This is a genomic window from Blochmannia endosymbiont of Camponotus sp. C-046, from assembly GCF_023585865.1.
GTDB lineage: Bacteria > Pseudomonadota > Gammaproteobacteria > Enterobacterales > Enterobacteriaceae > Blochmanniella.
Genome location: NZ_CP097752.1, coordinates 21,907 through 40,994 on the forward strand (window position 1 = coordinate 21,907; position 19,088 = coordinate 40,994).

14 protein-coding genes are annotated in these 19,088 nt (G+C 30.1%); 10 read left to right on the forward strand and 4 right to left on the reverse strand.

The window, feature by feature from the left end; translation table 11 throughout:
- Position 1 precedes the first annotated feature (1 nt).
- The 4 genes from ureC to upp all read left to right on the forward strand — a co-directional run bounded on the left by ureC (position 2) and on the right by upp (position 5,394).
- Positions 2-1,705, forward strand: a complete 1,704-nt coding sequence (gene ureC, locus M9409_RS00100; RefSeq protein WP_420022261.1) for an urease subunit alpha — start codon at positions 2-4, stop codon at positions 1,703-1,705.
- Between the two features lie 331 nt (positions 1,706-2,036).
- A complete protein-coding gene (locus M9409_RS00105) occupies positions 2,037-2,798 on the forward strand; it encodes an urease accessory protein UreF (RefSeq protein ID WP_250226942.1) in 762 nt (253 codons plus the stop codon).
- An 84-nt stretch (positions 2,799-2,882) separates the two neighbouring features.
- Positions 2,883-3,509 carry an urease accessory protein UreG gene (gene ureG, locus M9409_RS00110; RefSeq protein ID WP_250226943.1) on the forward strand — a complete coding sequence of 209 codons (627 nt, stop codon included), beginning with the start codon at positions 2,883-2,885 and terminating at the stop codon, positions 3,507-3,509.
- A gap of 1,258 nt (positions 3,510-4,767) precedes the next feature.
- Positions 4,768-5,394: a uracil phosphoribosyltransferase gene (gene upp, locus M9409_RS00115; RefSeq protein ID WP_250226944.1), complete on the forward strand. Its 627-nt coding sequence runs from the start codon at positions 4,768-4,770 to the stop codon at positions 5,392-5,394.
- Positions 5,395-5,548: 154 nt separating this feature from the next.
- Here the strand turns inward: upp and bcp are convergent, their stop codons facing one another.
- Positions 5,549-6,022 carry a thioredoxin-dependent thiol peroxidase gene (gene bcp, locus M9409_RS00120; protein WP_250226945.1) on the reverse strand — a complete coding sequence of 158 codons (474 nt, stop codon included), beginning with the start codon at positions 6,020-6,022 and terminating at the stop codon, positions 5,549-5,551.
- A gap of 480 nt (positions 6,023-6,502) precedes the next feature.
- Here bcp and dapA point away from each other — a divergent pair, with 480 nt between their 5' ends.
- Both dapA and M9409_RS00130 read left to right on the forward strand, forming a co-directional pair.
- Entirely contained in the window at positions 6,503-7,381 is an 879-nt protein-coding gene (gene dapA / locus M9409_RS00125; RefSeq protein WP_250226946.1) for a 4-hydroxy-tetrahydrodipicolinate synthase, read from the forward strand.
- 45 nt (positions 7,382-7,426) lie between these two features.
- Positions 7,427-7,726, forward strand: a complete 300-nt coding sequence (locus tag M9409_RS00130) for an outer membrane protein assembly factor BamC (protein ID WP_250226947.1) — start codon at positions 7,427-7,429, stop codon at positions 7,724-7,726.
- Between the two features lie 155 nt (positions 7,727-7,881).
- Here the strand turns inward: M9409_RS00130 and dapE are convergent, their stop codons facing one another.
- A complete protein-coding gene (dapE, locus tag M9409_RS00135; protein WP_250226948.1) occupies positions 7,882-9,063 on the reverse strand; it encodes a succinyl-diaminopimelate desuccinylase in 1,182 nt (393 codons plus the stop codon).
- Between the two features lie 174 nt (positions 9,064-9,237).
- Positions 9,238-11,235 (reverse strand): transketolase, encoded by a 1,998-nt coding sequence (gene tkt / locus M9409_RS00140; protein WP_250226949.1) that lies wholly within the window; start codon positions 11,233-11,235, stop codon positions 9,238-9,240.
- Between the two features lie 1,853 nt (positions 11,236-13,088).
- On the opposite strand from tkt, the gene cysP reads away from it, so the two are divergent.
- From cysP to cysA, 4 genes are read left to right on the forward strand one after another with little or no spacing between them, the layout of a single operon-like run.
- Positions 13,089-14,081 (forward strand): thiosulfate ABC transporter substrate-binding protein CysP, encoded by a 993-nt coding sequence (gene cysP, locus M9409_RS00145; RefSeq protein WP_250226950.1) that lies wholly within the window; start codon positions 13,089-13,091, stop codon positions 14,079-14,081.
- Positions 14,081-14,914: a sulfate/thiosulfate ABC transporter permease CysT gene (gene cysT / locus M9409_RS00150; protein WP_250226951.1), complete on the forward strand. Its 834-nt coding sequence runs from the start codon at positions 14,081-14,083 to the stop codon at positions 14,912-14,914. The genes cysP and cysT overlap by 1 nt, the downstream gene beginning before the upstream one ends.
- Positions 14,914-15,777: a sulfate ABC transporter permease gene (locus tag M9409_RS00155; protein WP_420022203.1), complete on the forward strand. Its 864-nt coding sequence runs from the start codon at positions 14,914-14,916 to the stop codon at positions 15,775-15,777. The genes cysT and M9409_RS00155 overlap by 1 nt, the downstream gene beginning before the upstream one ends.
- 22 nt (positions 15,778-15,799) lie before the next feature.
- A complete protein-coding gene (gene cysA, locus M9409_RS00160) occupies positions 15,800-16,867 on the forward strand; it encodes a sulfate/thiosulfate ABC transporter ATP-binding protein CysA (protein WP_250226952.1) in 1,068 nt (355 codons plus the stop codon).
- Positions 16,868-17,323: 456 nt separating this feature from the next.
- Here the strand turns inward: cysA and ptsI are convergent, their stop codons facing one another.
- The gene (gene ptsI, locus M9409_RS00165) at positions 17,324-19,057 is read right to left on the reverse strand and encodes a phosphoenolpyruvate-protein phosphotransferase PtsI (RefSeq protein ID WP_250226953.1); all 1,734 of its coding nucleotides are present in this window, start codon (positions 19,055-19,057) and stop codon (positions 17,324-17,326) included.
- Between the last annotated feature and the right edge of the window lie 31 nt (positions 19,058-19,088).

The window sequence follows — 19,088 nt, forward strand, 5'->3', positions numbered from 1 at the left end:
TATGCTAGTATCTAGATACGATTATGCCTCTCTATTTGGACCAACTGTCGGTGATTCTATACGATTAGCAGATACTGAATTGTGGATACGAATAGAAAAAGATTTTACTGTATACGGGGAAGAAATGAAGTTTGGAGGAGGAAAAGTTATACGAGATGGTATGGGTCAAGGACAGATGAGTAGTAAGGATTGTGTTGATTTAGTATTAACCAATGCAGTAATTGTTGATTATTGGGGAATAATAAAAGCAGATATTGGTATTAATAATGGACGTATATCAGGTATTGGAAAATCAGGGAATCCGGATATACAGCCAGGTGTTACGATATTTATTGGACCTGGAACGGAGGTAATATCAGCGGAAGGAAAGATTGTTACAGCTGGAGGAATTGATGCTCATATTCATTTTATTTGTCCTCAACAAGTAGAAGAAGCGCTATGTTCTGGAATTACTACATTTATTGGAGGTGGAACTGGACCATCAACAGGAAGTAATGCGACTACTTGTACTCCAGGTCCTTGGTTTATATCTCATATGTTACGAATGGCTGATACCTTACCTATTAATATTGGGTTTACCGGTAAAGGTAGCGCTTCTTTACCTGACGCTTTAGAAGAACAAATAACTGCAGGGGCGATTGGTTTAAAGGTGCATGAAGATTGGGGTGCAACTCCTGCTGCTATCGATTGTTGTTTAGGTGTGGCTGATCGTTTCGATATCCAGGTATCTATTCATACTGATACTTTAAATGAATCAGGATTTGTTGAAGATACCTTATCTGCAATCAAGGGTAGGACTGTGCATGCTTATCATACTGAGGGCGCAGGTGGCGGACATTCTCCAGATATTATACGCATGTGTGGATTTGATAATGTGTTACCATCATCTACCAATCCTACTATGCCTTATACTGTTAACACAATAGATGAGCATTTAGATATGATGATGGTTTGTCACAATCTTAACCCTAATCTTCCTGAAGATATGGCATTTTCAGAGTCTAGAATTCGAAGGGAGACAATTGCAGCTGAAGATATATTGCATGATCTTGGAGCTTTGTCTATGATTTCTTCTGATTCTCAAGCTATGGGGCGAGTCGGAGAAGTTATTTTACGTACTTGGCAGACAGCGCATAAGATGAAGCTGCAGAGAGGTTCATTACTAGGTGATGCTACTAAATATGATGATAACATTCGCATAAAACGGTATATTGCTAAATATACAATTAACCCAGCAATTACTCATGGAATTTCTCATGAAGTTGGTTCGATTGAAATAGGAAAGTTAGCAGATTTAGTACTATGGTCTCCTGTTTTTTTTGGAGTTAAACCAGATTTGATAATTAAAGGTGGTATGATTGTTTATTCTGCTATGGGAGATCCTAATGCTTCTATACCTATTTCTCAGCCAGTACATTATCGATTAATGTTTGGAGCACGTGGTAAATCAAAACAAGCTACACGGATGACTTTTGTATCTCACATTGCTTATACTTCAAAATTAGCAGATTATTTAGGGTTGGTTAGTTTGATTGGAGAAGCTCGTAATTGTAGAGATATTCAAAAAAAACATATGATTAATAATTCTTGGCAACCAGTTATTGAAGTAGATTCTCAGACTTATCAAGTGCATGCTAATGGAGAGTTATTAACTTGTGAACCTGCATCTGTATTACCAATGTCACAACGTTATTTTTTGTTTTAATATTATGGAATAATAGCGTATATGTGATCTATATAATAATACAGATTTTGTCTGGCAATGAGATGTTTGACGATTATATTTGGTTGGAGCGGAGCTAGTAACAAAATTATTAGGTTTGTTTTTTTGTAATATTTGATGATCATGTAAATTGTATGCATGGGTTATGATGCGTGGTAATTTAACTATATTATGTAGCGTCGTTAGGAAATAGCTATAGATCCCCACGAATGGATGTTGTTGAAGTGACGTTATAGGGGAGGCAGGAGAAAGAAAAATCATATTTATGGATGCATCATATTATTAATATGATGTATTATACAGCATATTACTGATGTATAATCCGTCAAGAAATATAGTAACCAAATTTATTATATATAACGAAATAAATATTGTTGAATTATTATACATGTCTTCTGGTCATGATATTAATCCATTATTGTCTTTGATGCAATTGGTTAGTTCTAATTTTCCTCTAGGAGGATTTTCTTATTCACGAGGGTTAGAATGGGCGGTAGAATGTAATTGGGTTAATTCAGTAGAAACTTTTTTTGATTGGCAAGAACAATGGGTTGTTGGGCCATTAATCTATTTAGAATGGCCTATGCTTAAACGTTGTTATTATTATACCCAAATTAAAGATGGAATGAGTTTTTTTCAATGTTCATTAAAAATATTATCATTTCGAGATACTCATGAGCTTAGATTAGAAGAACAACAACGCGGCAAAGCACTTTCAAAATTAATATTGCAATGGTATCCACTTACTGATAATAAGGTTTGGTTATCAGCTTTAGAACATAGTGGTTTAGCATCCATTGCATGGTTAGGGTGTACGTGGGGTATTCCTTTAGAAAATCTAGCATTAGGGTATGCTTATAATGTACTGGAATCTTCTACAATGACAGGACTAAAATTAGTGCCTTTTGGGCAAACAACTGCTCAGAGATTATTAAGATCTTTGATAGAGCGTCTTCCGAATGCCTGGAAGAAAGCTAATAATATAAGAGATCATGAATTAGGCGATAGCTTCCCGCTGCAATCTATAGCATCCTCTTGTCATGAGACACAATACTCACGATTATTTCGTTCCTAAAATGTTTTGATTTTAACAAAATATATGTGTTTATAAATAAATAATATTATGCAATAATCAATTTAAAATTGAGGAGAGTATATTTTGTTATTAAATCAATATAAGAAGCAACCATTGCGTATAGGTGTAGGTGGTCCAGTAGGATCAGGAAAAACTGCGTTACTTGAAGTGTTATGTAAAAGAATGAAAGATAGTTATCAATTAGGGGTGGTGACCAACGATATTTACACTAAAGAAGATCAGCGTATTTTGATAGATGCAAATGCTTTGCCTTCTGATCGTATTGTTGGAGTAGAAACTGGAGGGTGCCCACATACTGCTATTCGTGAAGACGCTTCTATGAATTTATTAGCTATAGAAAAATTGATATTGAAATTTGATAATTTAGATATTATCTTTATTGAAAGTGGTGGAGATAATCTAAGTGCTACTTTTAGTCCAGAATTGTCAGATTTAAATTTATATGTTATTGATGTAGCTGCAGGTGATAAAATACCCCGAAAAGGAGGGCCAGGTATTACACGTTCTGATTTTTTAATAATTAATAAAATTGATTTAGCTGAATATGTGGGAGCATCGTTGGAAATTATGAATTGTGATACGCATCTTATGCGTAAAGGTTTACCCTGGTCTTTTACTAATTTAAAAACAGGTTATGGTGTACAATCTGTTATTGATTTTATCGTAACACAACGCTTGTCTTTACAATAGACGACATAGTTATTAAAATTTTCATAATCATGTTCTTATTATGTGTAATAATAATATGAATTTAAAAAAACAATTATATGAACATATAAAAATATGTTTTTGATGTTTATGTTTTATATTGTATTTGCATATATTTTATGCTTTGTTTAGCACATGTTGTGTACAGCTGATAGAAAAGTGTTTAGTCATGCAATAATTAAATAAAATTAATTTATGAACGATGAGTTTCGTATGTATGAAAATTATTATAAATACTATGATTATTACGTATAATTGTTATGTGTGTATTAAAATATGTAATAGTTAGTAGAGGTAGGAGCGACGGTGTCTTTATTACGGCAGTCTTTGTGGTAATGCCACGCGTTTATAGAAGCGTAGATTAATCTAGCAAATAATATCGTAAAACTGATTAACAGTATCCATTTGGCAATGCGTATTTTTTTCTTTTTTATTTTCATAAAACAATGAAAAATTTATATATAATAATCGTGAATATTAAAGACTCTTGTTAGAGTACTACAAGTATTCTATGAAATATATGTTTTTATTCAATACTAGTATTATTTTTACTAAATATGTAATTGTTACAAAACACATTTCTCTGTAAGAAATGTATAATGTATTAAAATATTATTTTAAAATTAATAAAAAATTATTTATCCATTTTGGATAGGTTAATTGTTATGGTTTTTAAATTAATGTTAATTAACGATTTTTGTTTGTTCTTTATCGTATTCATTGGATATGAATATATTTATATGAACGTAAATATATATAAGAAGTCATGATTTATTTTTAGTAACTCTATGAAACGATAATAAAAAAATATTTTTTGATATAGATATCGTATAAGAATGCAATTCACATTTTTATATATTTTGTTTAAATCTAAATATATCATTATCATAATAAATACACTGCATCATAACACATATTTCTTCTAAACATAAGATACAGGAATACTATTTTGGTAATAGTTTGTACTTATAAATGATATTTAATTAAATTAAGTTATTAACATGTATAGATTATATTATATAATTTTGTTGTTTAAATTTAATTTGCATTGTGTATGGGAGAGTAAATGATTTAGAATATTATATATGTGAGTTTTTATTTTATCAATAAAATTCTTCAAATATCAATTTAAATAATATCCCATATTTGTGTGTTTAAAATATGGGATATTATTTAAATTGATATTGAGAGTATAATTCTTCAGATTGGAGTATTTACTTTCATGGAGAACAAAATTTATATGAAAATAGTTGAAGTTAAACATCCATTGGTACGTCATAAATTAGGGCTAATGCGTATTTGTGACATTAGTACTAAACGTTTTAGAGAATTATCTTCAGAATTAGGAAGTTTATTAACTTATGTAGCTACTGATGATTTAGAAATGGAAATAATAACTATTAAAGGGTGGTGTGGATTAGTAAAGATTGCACGTATTAAGGGAAAAAAAATAACGGTAGTACCAATATTGAGAGCTGGATTAGGTATGATGAATGGTGTATTAGAGCATCTTCCAAGCGCACGTATTAGTATAATAGGAATTTATCGTAATGAAATCACTCTTCAACCAATTCCATATTTTCATAAATTAGTTTCCAATATTAATGAACGTATGGCTATGGTGTTAGACCCTATGTTAGCTACTGGTGGATCAATAATTGCTACTATTGATTTATTAAAGAAATTTGGATGCAGTAATATAAAGGTGTTATCGATAGTAGCAGCTCCAGAAGGAATTAAAGCTTTAGAAGAAAAACATCCAGATATTGAATTATATTTAGCTTCTATAGATCAAAAAATTAATAAATATGGTTATATTATACCAGGATTTGGAGACGCTGGCGATAAAACATTTGGAACTAAATGATATATAATTGATTGCAGTTCAATATATTTTTAAACAATTAAAAATATATTGAACTGCATAAATATTATAGCTATAATTGTTGTAGAAAATTTAATATCGATAATATAAAAACATGCATCCATGTTTATTTTTTGGTAGCATTTTATTTACGCGATTAATTGTTATCAATTAGATAACGTAATACGATCTGATCATGATCAACTGGTTTAAAATGTTGAAATACTTGTTCGATCATTCCGGTTTGGTTTATTATGAAACTCACACGATGTATACCATTATATGGTTTACCCATAAATTTTTTTTCACCCCATACTCCAAATTTCTTGGCAATTTGGTTGTTTTCATCAGTAAGTAAAGTAAAGTTTAACATTTCTTTTTCAGAGAATTTTGCAAGTTTTTCTGATGTGTCGTTACTAATTCCAATTATTTCTATGTTCAATTTTCTAAATGCATGCATGTTATCTCTCAATTTACATGCCTGTATAGTGCATCCTGGTGTCATAGCTTTAGGAAAGAAATAAACAAGAATTTTTTTTATTCCTATAAAAGAATTCAGACTGATCAAAACACCATTTTGATCAGGTAAATTAAATTGAGGTGCTGTATCCCCAATTTGTAGTGGTATCATAATATAACACTCCATTAATAATTTAAATAGTTATATTTCATATAAAATAGTTTATTGTTGTCAGATTTTAATATTATTTTAAACGTATGTATAGAATACAAATAAATTTATTTAATAAAAAGTTTACGTTATACACGAACATGAAAAATTTGGAGTTTCATATAAAAAAGAATAAAAAACTATTTTTAAAAAATTTTTTAAATTACTATATTTTAGATGTTCTTAACGAATAATAATTTACTTATTAAGTAAAAATTTAATGAAAATAATTTCTATTTAATATAAAATATTAAACTGTAGTAAAAGATAAGCATGTTTATTAATAATATTATATATATAATTAAAAAATTAATTATAATGTTTATTACTATATGTATAGGATAGCCTAGTATTTTATTTGATATTTATTGTTATTTTATTTAGATTTTATTTACTAAATAACGATATTTTGTAGATTTTGTTTATTGGAGATAATAGTTCATGTTTACGGGAAGTATAGTGGCGTTAATTACCCCAATGGATCTCAATGGTGCTGTAGATCGAATGAGTTTAAAAAAACTTGTTGATCATCATGTAGTTAGTGGTACGTCAGCTATTGTCTCCGTTGGTACAACTGGAGAAATGTCTGGACTAACACATGAAGAGCACGTTGATGTAGTTATGCGCACCTTAGAGTTTAGTGATGGTAGAATACCCATTATAGCGGGTACTGGTGCTAATTCGACTGCCGAGGCTGTTGCATTAACTAACAAATTTAATGATAGTGATATAGCAGCTTGTTTAAGTGTTACTCCTTATTATAATTGTCCTAATCAAGAAGGATTATTTCAGCATTTTAAAGCTATCTCAGAAAGTACAGAACTGCCTCAAATATTATATAATGTTCCAGTACGTACTGGTTGTGATATGCTACCGGTTACTGTTGCCCGTTTATCAAACATAAAAAATATAGTGGGTATTAAAGAGGCGACAGGAAACTTAAATCGAGTAAATCAATTGAAACAGTTGGTTCATGAAAATTTTATTTTATTGAGCGGAGATGATTTAAGCGCATTAGATTTTATGCAACTTGGGGGGGGTGGAGTGATTTCCGTTACAGCAAATATTGCTGCGAAAGAAATGGCTGAGTTATGTAAGTTAGCTAATGAAAACGATTTTTTAAATGCACAATATATTAATCAACGTTTGATACCTGTACACCAAGCTTTATTTATTGATTCTAATCCAATTCCAGTGAAATGGGCTTGCAAAGAGTTAGGATTAATATCGCACGATGCTGCACGGTTGCCCATGACTGCTTTATCTGCAGTACATCGTGATGTATTAAAGAAAGTTTTAATAGATTCAGGATTATTTTAATAAATCATCATACTTATTTATGAATGAGTATTTATAAGGGCTATAATGTTAATTTTTTTAGAGATTCTGTCTGTGATATTATTGTCGGCTTGTTCTTTTGGAACGTATAAGGAATCTCGTTGTAAACTTAATGGTGATTTATCATATTTAGATACTACATCTTTGGTGGAATTAAATATACCGAAAGATTTAGATGTTGCATTGCCTATATCATATGATGATTATGTTGTTCCTAATATCAATATCGGTGATCAAGAAGTAGGTAAACAATTAAACATATGTCCTCCGTTAATTTTATCTACAGATGTGTTAAATGAATCTTGTTTAATTAATGTTGAGGATTAATTTTAGTATAAAATATTAAATATAATCGCAGTATTTTTGTTGAGTTTGTTTTTAAACATATGCAGAATATAGTAAAACTATATATTTATTAATTTAGTATTGAAATAGTTTATATATGAAGTTCAACAATCACGTTCTTAGTTTCAGAGTTGTTGTCATAATATGTTATAAAATGTAACAATAATTATTGTATTTATCATTAAATCTGCTATTATCTTTTGATATATAGCGCTAAGCAATTTTAAATCAATCAAGTCAATGTATTCGTTAACTTTGTGGATTGTATGATTGAGAGCACCTAATTCTATGATTTCTGCCCCCATTTTAGCTATAAACCGCCCATCAGAAGTACCTCCTGTGGTTTCTAATCGAGGTTTAAATTTTTGATGACATTTAATTGCATTCACTACAACATTATATAATTTTCTAGGATTACTAAAATAAGGTTCCGCAGAAAGTTTCCAATCGATATTACAAGTTACTGTGTAACGCGCGAATATTTTACTTGTGTGTCGTTTAATGTCGTCAATAGAACATTTATCATTAAAGCGTATATTAAAATTTAATATAACCGTATGGGGTGTAACATTGTTGTTGTTACTATTAGAACAAATATTAGTCATTTGTATAACAGTAGGAGGAAATAGTATACTTTTTTCTTGATCCCATGTAGTGTGTAGTAAATCTGACAGAGCTGGAACGATTAAATGTATTGGATTTTTTAAAAATTGAGGATACGCTACATGGCCTTGTGATCCATGTATTGTTAGTTGTCCAAGAAGTGAACCCCGTCTACCATTTTTTATAATATCTCCCAGTTGATGTTGACTGGATGGTTCTCCTACTATGCAATAGTCTATATGTTCGTTACGTTTGATTAGAGATTCTACGACTTTTGTAGTTCCGTTGATGCCGCTTCCTTCTTCATCAGAAGTAATGAGAAATGCGATCCGTCCTTGATGATTGGGATGTTGATTGATAAAATTAGTAGCAGCTACTAACATAGCTGCTAATGCACCTTTCATATCAATCGCACCTCGTCCATGCAATATGTTATTATGTACTAATCCTGAGAACGGGGGGTAATCCCAAAGTTGCAAATCGCCAGGTTCAACCACATCAGTATGCCCAATAAACAGTAATGTACGGTTTTGTTGTTTTTTGAGACCATGAAATGCCCAAAGATTAAGAGTGTTATCAAAACGCATTAATTCTATATCAAAATTGAATTTTGATAAATAATCTACAATTATTTTATGGCAACCATGATGATCTGGGTGTACTGAAGGTTGTTGAATTAATTTTTGAGCTAATTTTATTAGTGTTGAATCATTCATTTTTTGTTTTTCCGCAATAATAGTTTTGTGACAAAGTTATTGTGAAGTTAATCACTCACACACGTTTAAACCCCATAATTTTATTAGTATAAAATTCATATGTATAAATTTATACAAACATATTGAAATAGATATTTTTTATGGAAAATTAAATATTGTTGGTAACCTGTTGATTTATGATGTTTTGAGTAATTTATATGATTTATTGATCACATAGTCTACGGTAAAGTCAAAAAATTTAAATAATTGATTGGATGGCGCTGATTTTCCAAATGTATTCATGCCAATGATTTCACCATGTAATCCAACGTACTTATGCCAATAGTCAGCGCTGCTAGCTTCGATAGCTATTCTATTAATTACTGAATTTGGTAATACGTATTCACGATATGATTGATCCTGCTGATCAAATATATCAGTAGAAGGCAATGAAATAACTCGTATTTTGTAACCTTCATCGGTTAATCGGTAATATGACTCTACTGCTAATGTTATTTCTGATCCAGTAGCGATTATAATTAATTCAGGAATATTTTGACAATCTTTCAGAATATATCCTCCGCGAGCAATGTTGCTAATTTGTATTGATGTGCGTTCTTGTTGTGTGAGATTTTGTCTAGATAAAATCAATACGGTTGGTCCACGATTTTCAATTGCTAATTTCCAGGCAACTGCTGTTTCTACTTGATCACAGGGACGCCATACTGTCAAATTGGGCGTCATACGTAAACTTGATAATTGTTCTACGGGCTGATGAGTTGGCCCATCTTCTCCTAATCCAATAGAATCATGAGTATAAATTATAATATGATGACTATTCATTAATGCTGCCATTCGAACTGCGTTGCGTGCGTATTCAGAAAATGTTAAAAATGTAGCAGTATAAGGTAAAAAAGTTCCATAATTAGCGATTCCGTTAGCAATAGCAGTCATTCCAAATTCACGTACACCGTAATGAATATAATTTCCGGAAGGATTTTGCATAATAGAACAAGATTGAGAGCAAGCGGTCAAATTGCTGGGAGTTAAGTCTGCAGATCCACCAAAAAGTTCTGGTAATTTTCTCGAAAAAGATTCAATGATAATTTGAGAAGCTTGACGTGTAGCGATATTTTTGGAGTGTACCTGTAAATTTTCAATAAATTGTTGTGTGTCTTTATACCAATCATCAGGTAATTTTCGTTGTATTCGTCTTATTAATTCTTTTGCTAAATTAGGATAAGTAACCTGGTATTTATAAAACAGTTGTTGCCAGTTATTTTCCTTTTTTTGCCCTAGTATCGTAGCATTCCATAATTTATATATTTCTTTTGGAATGACGAATGGGGGTTCATTCCAATTCAGTGCTTTTCGAGTAGCAACAACTTCTTTTACTCCTAATGGTGCGCCGTGAGCGCTATGTGTTCCGCTTTTATTTGGAGATCCAAATGCAATAATAGTATTACATATTAACAATGACGGTCTATCTAATGTGGATTGAGCCTGATTAATTGCAGTTTTAACAGAATCCCTATTATGGCCGTTGATATTGCGTATTACATGCCATCCATAAGCTTCAAAACGCACGGCAGTATTATCTGTGAACCATTCTTGTACATTTCCGTCTATAGAAATGCCGTTATTATCATAAAATATAATTAATTTATTTAATTTCATAGTTCCAGCTAGCGCGCAAACTTCATGAGAAATACCTTCCATCATGCACCCATCTCCTACAAATACATAGGTATAATGATTGATGATATTAAACTGTGCGCGATTAAATTGAGCTGCTAGTGTCCGTTCAGCAATTGCAAACCCTACAGCGTTAGCAAGACCTTGTCCTAGTGGACCTGTTGTAACCTCAACCCCATCGGTATTCTCATATTCTGGATGGCCGGGTGTTTTAGAATTTAATTGTCTAAAATTTTTTAAATCTTCTATGGATATTTTATATCCGGTTAAATGTAGTATGCTGTATAACAGCATTGATCCATGTCCATTAGATAAAACAAATCGATCTCTGTTAATCCAATTAGGATTATTTGGGTTATGGTTTAAGTAGTCTCTCCATAAGACTTCAGCGATATCGGCCATACCCATGGGACACCCAGGATGTCCAGAATTAGCTTTTTGTATAGCATCTATACTTAATATACGTATGGCATTAGCTAGTATTTTTTCTGATAACATAAAACGTTTTCCTAATGTTGAATATTTTAATCAAAAGGGCCATTAAATATTGTCTCTTATAGAGAATTATTGAATATGTTTAGTTTAATTTTTCCATAATTATTTTATTATTTTTTAAAAAAGTTGATTGATATATAGAAATAGATTTATTACATACTTTTTTTAAAAAATCAAATATACAGCATTTGATAGGTTGCATATGATTGATTTGCTTGATTAATTGTGTAGTAGTATTTCGTTAAGTGATCACGTTCATTTATAGCTATAGCTATCATGATTAAGTTAGTTGTATTAAAATTGGTGTTTGTAGTAATATTGTTGACGTAATATTTATTGTGGTAACAATGATTTTTATTTATTTTTTTGCATGTTAAGAGAATTGTAAATCCTATATTTTTAATAGTAGTACATATTGATGTATAACAGTTAAAAATAAGATTCATAAATAGAGAGATTAAACATAAATTATATAGATGATGGCTATACCGAATAGTATCAATATTTTTAATATTTTCTGTAATTACGGAATTTTTTTAAACTATTTGATTGATACATTGCTGACTCCGTATTTCAATTTATAATTGAGTAATATTGAAATATTATAATTATTTTAAATATATAAAGTGAAATATATTTTTTCAGTTTAAAATATTATTTATCGCTGTTTCATCTCTAATTCAAATGTGTTTTCAGTAATAAATATATTCGTATCACATATAAGTTGTGTCACATGTCGCAATATGTACTGTATGATTATTATGTATCTAGAAATCATTTATTAATTCATGTATATACATTTGTATGTAATGCAGTATTATTAAAATATTGAAAATTGTTATTGTTATCATTTAATATTAATTGTAACTTTTATTACATAACTATAAATATTATTATGGTTGAAGTGACGCTCTCGACATGCAGTTATTGCAGTATTAATTTTTTAGATCGTATCAAAATTACATATCTGTTTTCTTTTTTAATATGTTATATATAACACATAATAGAAAAATGATTTAAAATATGGGTATTATGTAACATTTAATGGAATTTAAGATTGTACCAGTTATTTAGTATATTACTTATTTTTCCACAATAAAATTTATATGGATATGTAGCATATATCCAATGCATAGTTGAACATAATGTTTTTAATGTGTTTAAAATAATTATTTTTTTTGTATTTTATTTCGTAACAGTCTACTTTGTTTAGGTTATAATTATAGTATATAACAAATGTTATTGTAATATTAATTATAATAAGAATTGTCTTAAACTGTATAAAAAGTAATCAAAATTTTTATACATACAGATGATCATTTGTTATATAAATCATTTATTGCAACAGAATTATTTTAATTTTAAATGTTTTAATTATTGATATAATTATATTGATAATGATTTTTTGGATTTTAAATCATCTTAATGCAGATATCCACATATTGTATAGGAATCATTTGTGAATTGTCTTTTATTTTATAAAATATTTTTATATGTTTTTTACAAAAAATAATATTACTATATTTTATTATAAATTATAATATTGAATATGGTATTATTTTTACGGAGAGAACTATATATAATCTTCATGTAATATGATTAATGGAAAATTTTATTCGATTAATAATTAGCCAATATATGAAAATTCATCTATACAATAACAGATATCATCATAATATTATTAATTGATTACAAAACTTGTGTAAACATAAATTTTATCAAAGTTGATATCGTAATTGTATGTATTATGTATTATAGAATAATATTCTATTAACTGAAGGAATATCTCTATTTGATCGGGTATATGTTTGTATTCGGATATAATAATGATTAGTATACATACTATTTTAAACATAATGAAGTTAATAGTATTGTTATGTTGTGTTTTTTATGTTCCGGTACATGGAACTGTTTTATTAAATAGTTCTTATGACGTGTCTAGAGAATTGTTTTTAAAGATTAATTCTGATTTTATTAAATATTGGAAAGATCTTCATCCTGAGGATACGTTAATTATTCGTCAATCTCATGCAGGATCTACTAGACAAGCTATGGCAATATTACAAGGATTACGAGCGGATGTGGTTACATATAATCAAGTGATAGATATTCAAATTTTGTGTGATCGCGGACACTTAATTCCTAAAAATTGGCAAGATCGATTTCCAAATCATAGTTCTCCATTTTTTTCTACTATGGCTTTCTTAGTGAGGCGAGGCAACCCAAAGGGAATTCATAATTGGCATGATTTAACTAACGAAGGTCTGCAAATAATATTTCCTAATCCTAAAACTTCTGGTAATGGACGTTATACTTATTTAGCTGCTTGGAATTTTTTTTTAAAAAATAGCGACGGAAATATAGAACAAACTCGCATTTGGATGCAAAAATTTTTAAAGAATGTAGTGGTCTTTGATACTGGAGGACGTGCTGCTACTTCTACTTTTGTTGATCGTAATCAAGGAGATGTACTAATTAGTTTTGAATCTGAAGCAAAATTAGTCCAAGATCAATATGGATTTGATAGTTATGAAATTGTTATACCCACACCCAATATTTTGGTAGAATTTCCAGTAACTTGGATAGATAAAAATGTCATTAGAAATAAAACCAAAGATGTAGCACAGGCTTATTTAGATTACCTATACGTTCCTGCAGCACAAAAGATTATTACCAAGCTTGGGTATCGTGTTAATCCAAACGACATTGATCAGGTATATCAGAATGGATCATCTGGGAGTCAATTATTTAGGATAGAAGATCAACTTGGTAATTGGAAGACTATCATGAATACACATTTTACGCGTGGTGGTGAATTAGATCAATTGTTATCAATAGGACATCGTTGATGTTATTTTTTTCAGCTAAACGTACGTTACCTGGATTTGGAATGGCACTGGGCGGAAGTTTATTATTTGTTTGTTTGATTCTATTATTACCTTTGAGCGCGTTGATTATGCAATTATCTCAGATGAGTTTTTCTCAATATTGGGATATAATTACAGATCCAGAATTATTAGTTTCTTATAAAATCACTTTATTATCTGCTGGGTCAGCGACATTATTTAATGCTATATTTGGAATGTTAGTATCATGGGTAATAACTAGATATCAATTTCCTGGTCAGAAATTATTAGATGCATTAATAGATTTACCTTTTGCTTTACCTACCGCGGTGGCAGGACTAACTTTGGCAACATTGTTTTCAACATCAGGTTGGTACGGAATGTGGTTATACCGAGTTGGCATCACAGTATCGTATACGTGGATAGGAATATCCATTGCTATGATTTTTACAAGTATTCCATTTGTAGTACGGACTGTACAACCCGTTTTAGAAGAATTTACTATAGATTATGAAGAAGCAGCAGAAACTCTTGGAGCTGATCATTGGCAAATTTTTTGTAATGTAATTTTTCCGGAATTGGCACCAGCTTGGTTGTATGGTGTAGCGTTGTCTTTCATCCGAAGTTTAGGTGAATTTGGTGCAGTTATCTTTATAGCTGGAAATGTTGCTTGGAAGAATGAAGTTATTTCTTTAATTATTTTTATTCGTTTACAGGAATTTGATTACCCGGCAGCCAGCGCTATTGCTTCTGTAATTTTAATTATTTCTTTATTGTTGTTGTGTTTTACTAGTATGTTTCAATTACGAATAAACCAGAGGTTTAAAGGATCTTGATGATAATAAGCACGTTGAGTCATTACGTCAATAGACATTACAACAGTAATTATAACTGTAATATTAGGTGGAATCAATGGATTCTAATTAGTTTTACTTTGTTTATATCAATGATGTTATTGTTAGTTCCTTTAATTGTAATTTTTGTATCTGCTTTTTCAGAAGGTCTAAAAACAGTAATCATAAATCTAACAAATCAAGATATGATACATGCTGTTTTTTTGACAGTTATTGTAGCGCTATTTACGGTACCGATTAATGTATTTTTTGGTATATTAATGGCTTGGTTGATAACTCGTTTTCAATTTTATGGAAGACAGTTGTTGTATATTTTTATAAATATACCCATTGCTGTTTCTCCAGTAATTGCTGGATTATTGTATTTATTGTTTTATTCAAATAATAATATAATAGCAAATTGGCTTGATTTGAATAATATACAAATAATATTTACATGGGTAGGATTAGTATTAGTTACTATTTTTGTTACTTGTCCTTTTGTTGTACACGAGCTTGTTCCTATGATGATAAATCAAGGAAAACAGGAAGACGAGGCAGCGATACTTCTTGGAGCATCTGGTTGGATGATGTTTCGTTATGTTACTTTTCCGAATATTCGTTGGGCATTATTATATGGTGCTATTCTTACTAATGCTCGTGCTATTGGGGAATTTGGAGCGGTATCTATAGTATCAGGATTAATACGAGGTGAAACATATACTGTGTCGTTATATGTAGAATTATTATATCAAGATTATAATACTGTAGGTGCATTTGTTGCGGCGTCATTATTAGCTTGTATATCAATTTTTATGTTATTTATTAAACATTATTTACAAAGTCGTTTAAAACGTATTGATTAATATTATGATCAAAGGATAAGAAATGAGTATTGAAATAGATGGAATTACCAAATTTTTTGGTCATGATAAAATATTGACTAATGTTTCTTTGCATATTGAATCTGGAGAAATAATAGCGTTATTAGGACCATCCGGTTCTGGAAAAACAACATTACTACGTATTATTGCTGGGTTAGAACATTATAATAGTGGTTGTGTGCGTTTTAGAGGTAAAGATGTCAGTCATCTTAGCGCTCGTGATCGTCATGTTGGTTTTGTTTTTCAAAATTATGCTTTATTTCGTCATATGACAGTATCAGATAATATTTCTTTTGGAATAAGAATGCTCCCACGTCATAAACGCCCAAGTGTTCATATAATTAATAAAAAAGTTACACAATTATTAAGAATGATTCAATTAGAATGTTTAGCAAATAGATATCCCACTCAACTTTCTGGAGGTCAAAAGCAACGTGTAGCTTTAGCTCGTTCTTTAGCAATTGAACCAGAAATTTTGTTATTAGATGAACCATTTGGTGCGTTAGATACACAAGTGAGAAAAGAATTGCGTCGTTGGCTTCGCAAGTTGCATAATGAATTTAAATTTACTAGTGTTTTTGTGACGCATGATCAAGAAGAAGCTATGGAAGTTGCTAATAGGATAGTAGTCATGAATCGAGGAGTTATTGAGCAGATAGGTACACCTACAGACATTTGGTGTGTTCCGGCTACTCGTTTTGTTTTAGAGTTTATAAGCGAAGTTAATTGTTTACAGGGGGTAGTGTGTGGATCAGAGTTATTTATTGGATCTTATCATTGGTCTTTACCGTATATTCCGGATTTACAAGGAAAAGTAGAGTTATTTTTTCGTCCATGGGAAATGGATATAAGTAAAGAAAATAATGTGCTTTATCCGTTACCAGCTAAGATTGTTAATGTTAGTTTGCATGGTTATTATTGGCAATTGAGTGTGGAGCCTTTAGGGTGGCATCAAGATTTATTGACTATAATTTTAGGGATTAAAGATATTTTTGGTGTTCCAGAGTGTGGTTCACATTGTTATTTAAGTGGTCGTAATGCACGATTATATTCAGGAGAGATAGTATTATAAATAATGTTTTTTGAGATTCTGTAATTGCACGTGGTAGCGGTAGTATTGTTTTAAAATGTATGGTGTATATTATATAGATTATAGTGTGTTTAGGTGGATAATGTAAAATAATTGATAGTTTTCATGTTTAGTTGTTTTGGTGTGCAAAGTTATCTTTTTATTTATTAATTTTATAGTTTTAAGATGGTTGATTAATTAGATTAAAAAAGATGTTATAAAAAAATATATAGAATAATTAATATACATATATTAATTATTCTATATATCACATAGATGATTATATCCATATACTATATTGGTTATTTTATTTAATACATACAATATATGTGTAAATATCAGGTTTAATTTTTTATAATAAACTATTATATGATGGTTTATTTATAAAATTAAAAGAAATTTTTTTGTTCCAAATCATATGGTTATATAAATATGATAATGTTTTAATCAAAAATAGTTTTATAATTTTTGTGTATTATTTGATACACGTGTATGCATAAGTAAATGCATTAATGATTCTGTGGTTGAATAATTTAATGCTTTTTGTGCTATTTTTTTTGCATCATGATAATATGAATTTCGAATTATATTTTTTATCTGTGGAATAGATATGGAGCTCATGCTAAATTCATCTAACCCCATTCCTAGTAATAACAGAGTAGTACGTTCATCTCCTGCCATTTCTCCGCACATAGCTGTCCATTTCCCTACAGCATGTGAAGCTTCGATTACTTTTTTAATTAATATTAAAATAGACGGAGATATGGGGTTATATAGATGAGATATTAATTTGTTGCCGCGATCCACTGCAAGAGTATATTGAGTTAAATCGTTAGTGCCGATGCTGAAAAAATCTACTTCTTTAGCTAAGTGATGAGCGATAATCGCAGAAGCAGGAGTTTCTATCATGACTCCTACTTTAATATTTTCGTCAAATTTTTTCCCTTCTTTTCGAAGTTGTGTTTTTAAAAAATTTAATTCTGTATTTAAAGTTTTTACTTCTTCTACTGAAATAATCATGGGATACATGATTCGCAATTTACCAAAAAAAGAAGCTCTCAAGATAGCACGTAATTGAGTATGTAGTATATCTTTTCTGTCCAACATAATGCGAATAGCGCGCCATCCAAGAAATGGATTTTCTTCGATTGGAAGATGCATGTAAGGTAAATTTTTATCACCTCCAATATCCATAACACGTATGACTATAGCTTCGTTAATCATTGATTCAGCTGCATGTTTATAGGCTTTAAATTGTTCCTCTTCTGTGGGCAATGAATTGCGATTCATAAATAAAAATTCAGTTCTATATAATCCTATACCTTCAGCTCCATTTTCTTTAGCTCTAACTATATCGTGTATTGTACCGATATTAGCGCATATTCGTACTTGATGTCTGTCGAGAGTAATAGCTGGGAGATTTTTTAATTTGGTTAGTTCATGTTTTTCAGTAATATATTTTTTTTGTAATATATTTATATTTTTAATGATGTTTGGGGTTGGATTGATATAAATTTTGTTATTTAAGGCATCGAGTATTACAAAGTCCCCATTGGAAACTCTTTTTGTAATTATACCGGTTCCTACGATGGCTGGTAATTCTAAAGAACGTGCCATAATGGAGGTGTGTGAAGTTTTTCCACCAGCATCAGTAATAAATCCTAAAACTTTTTTTAAATTTAATTGAGCAGTTTCTGATGGGCTCAAATCTACCGCAATAATGATTACTTCTTCAGTAATAGCATTTAAGTCAATAATTGGAATTCCTAGAATATTTTTTAATAAACGATTTCCAATATCTCGTACATCAGTAGCACGTTCTTTTAAATATTCATCTTCTAATTGTTCTAAAGCTTTTGCTTGGGTTTCTATTACTGAATGTACGGCGGCATCAGCGCTGAATAATTCTTCTTTAATAAGAGTAATAATATCTTGTTCGAGCTCTTCATCTTCTAGTAAGATAATATGACCTTCAAATATAGCTTCTTTTTTAGAGTCTAATTGTTTTTTTACTTTGTTTTTAATTTCTTTTAATTGCCTGGAAGTTTCAGCACGTCCTGAAAGAAATCGATTGATTTCTTGTTCAATGGTTCCAATATTGATTTTTTCTAAATTAATGAGGATTTTTTTTTCTTGTAATAGCAACGCTTTTCCGAAGGCGATGCCAGGTGATACTGAGATTCCTGAAATCATAATTCTACCTTCATTAGAGTTATAAATAATG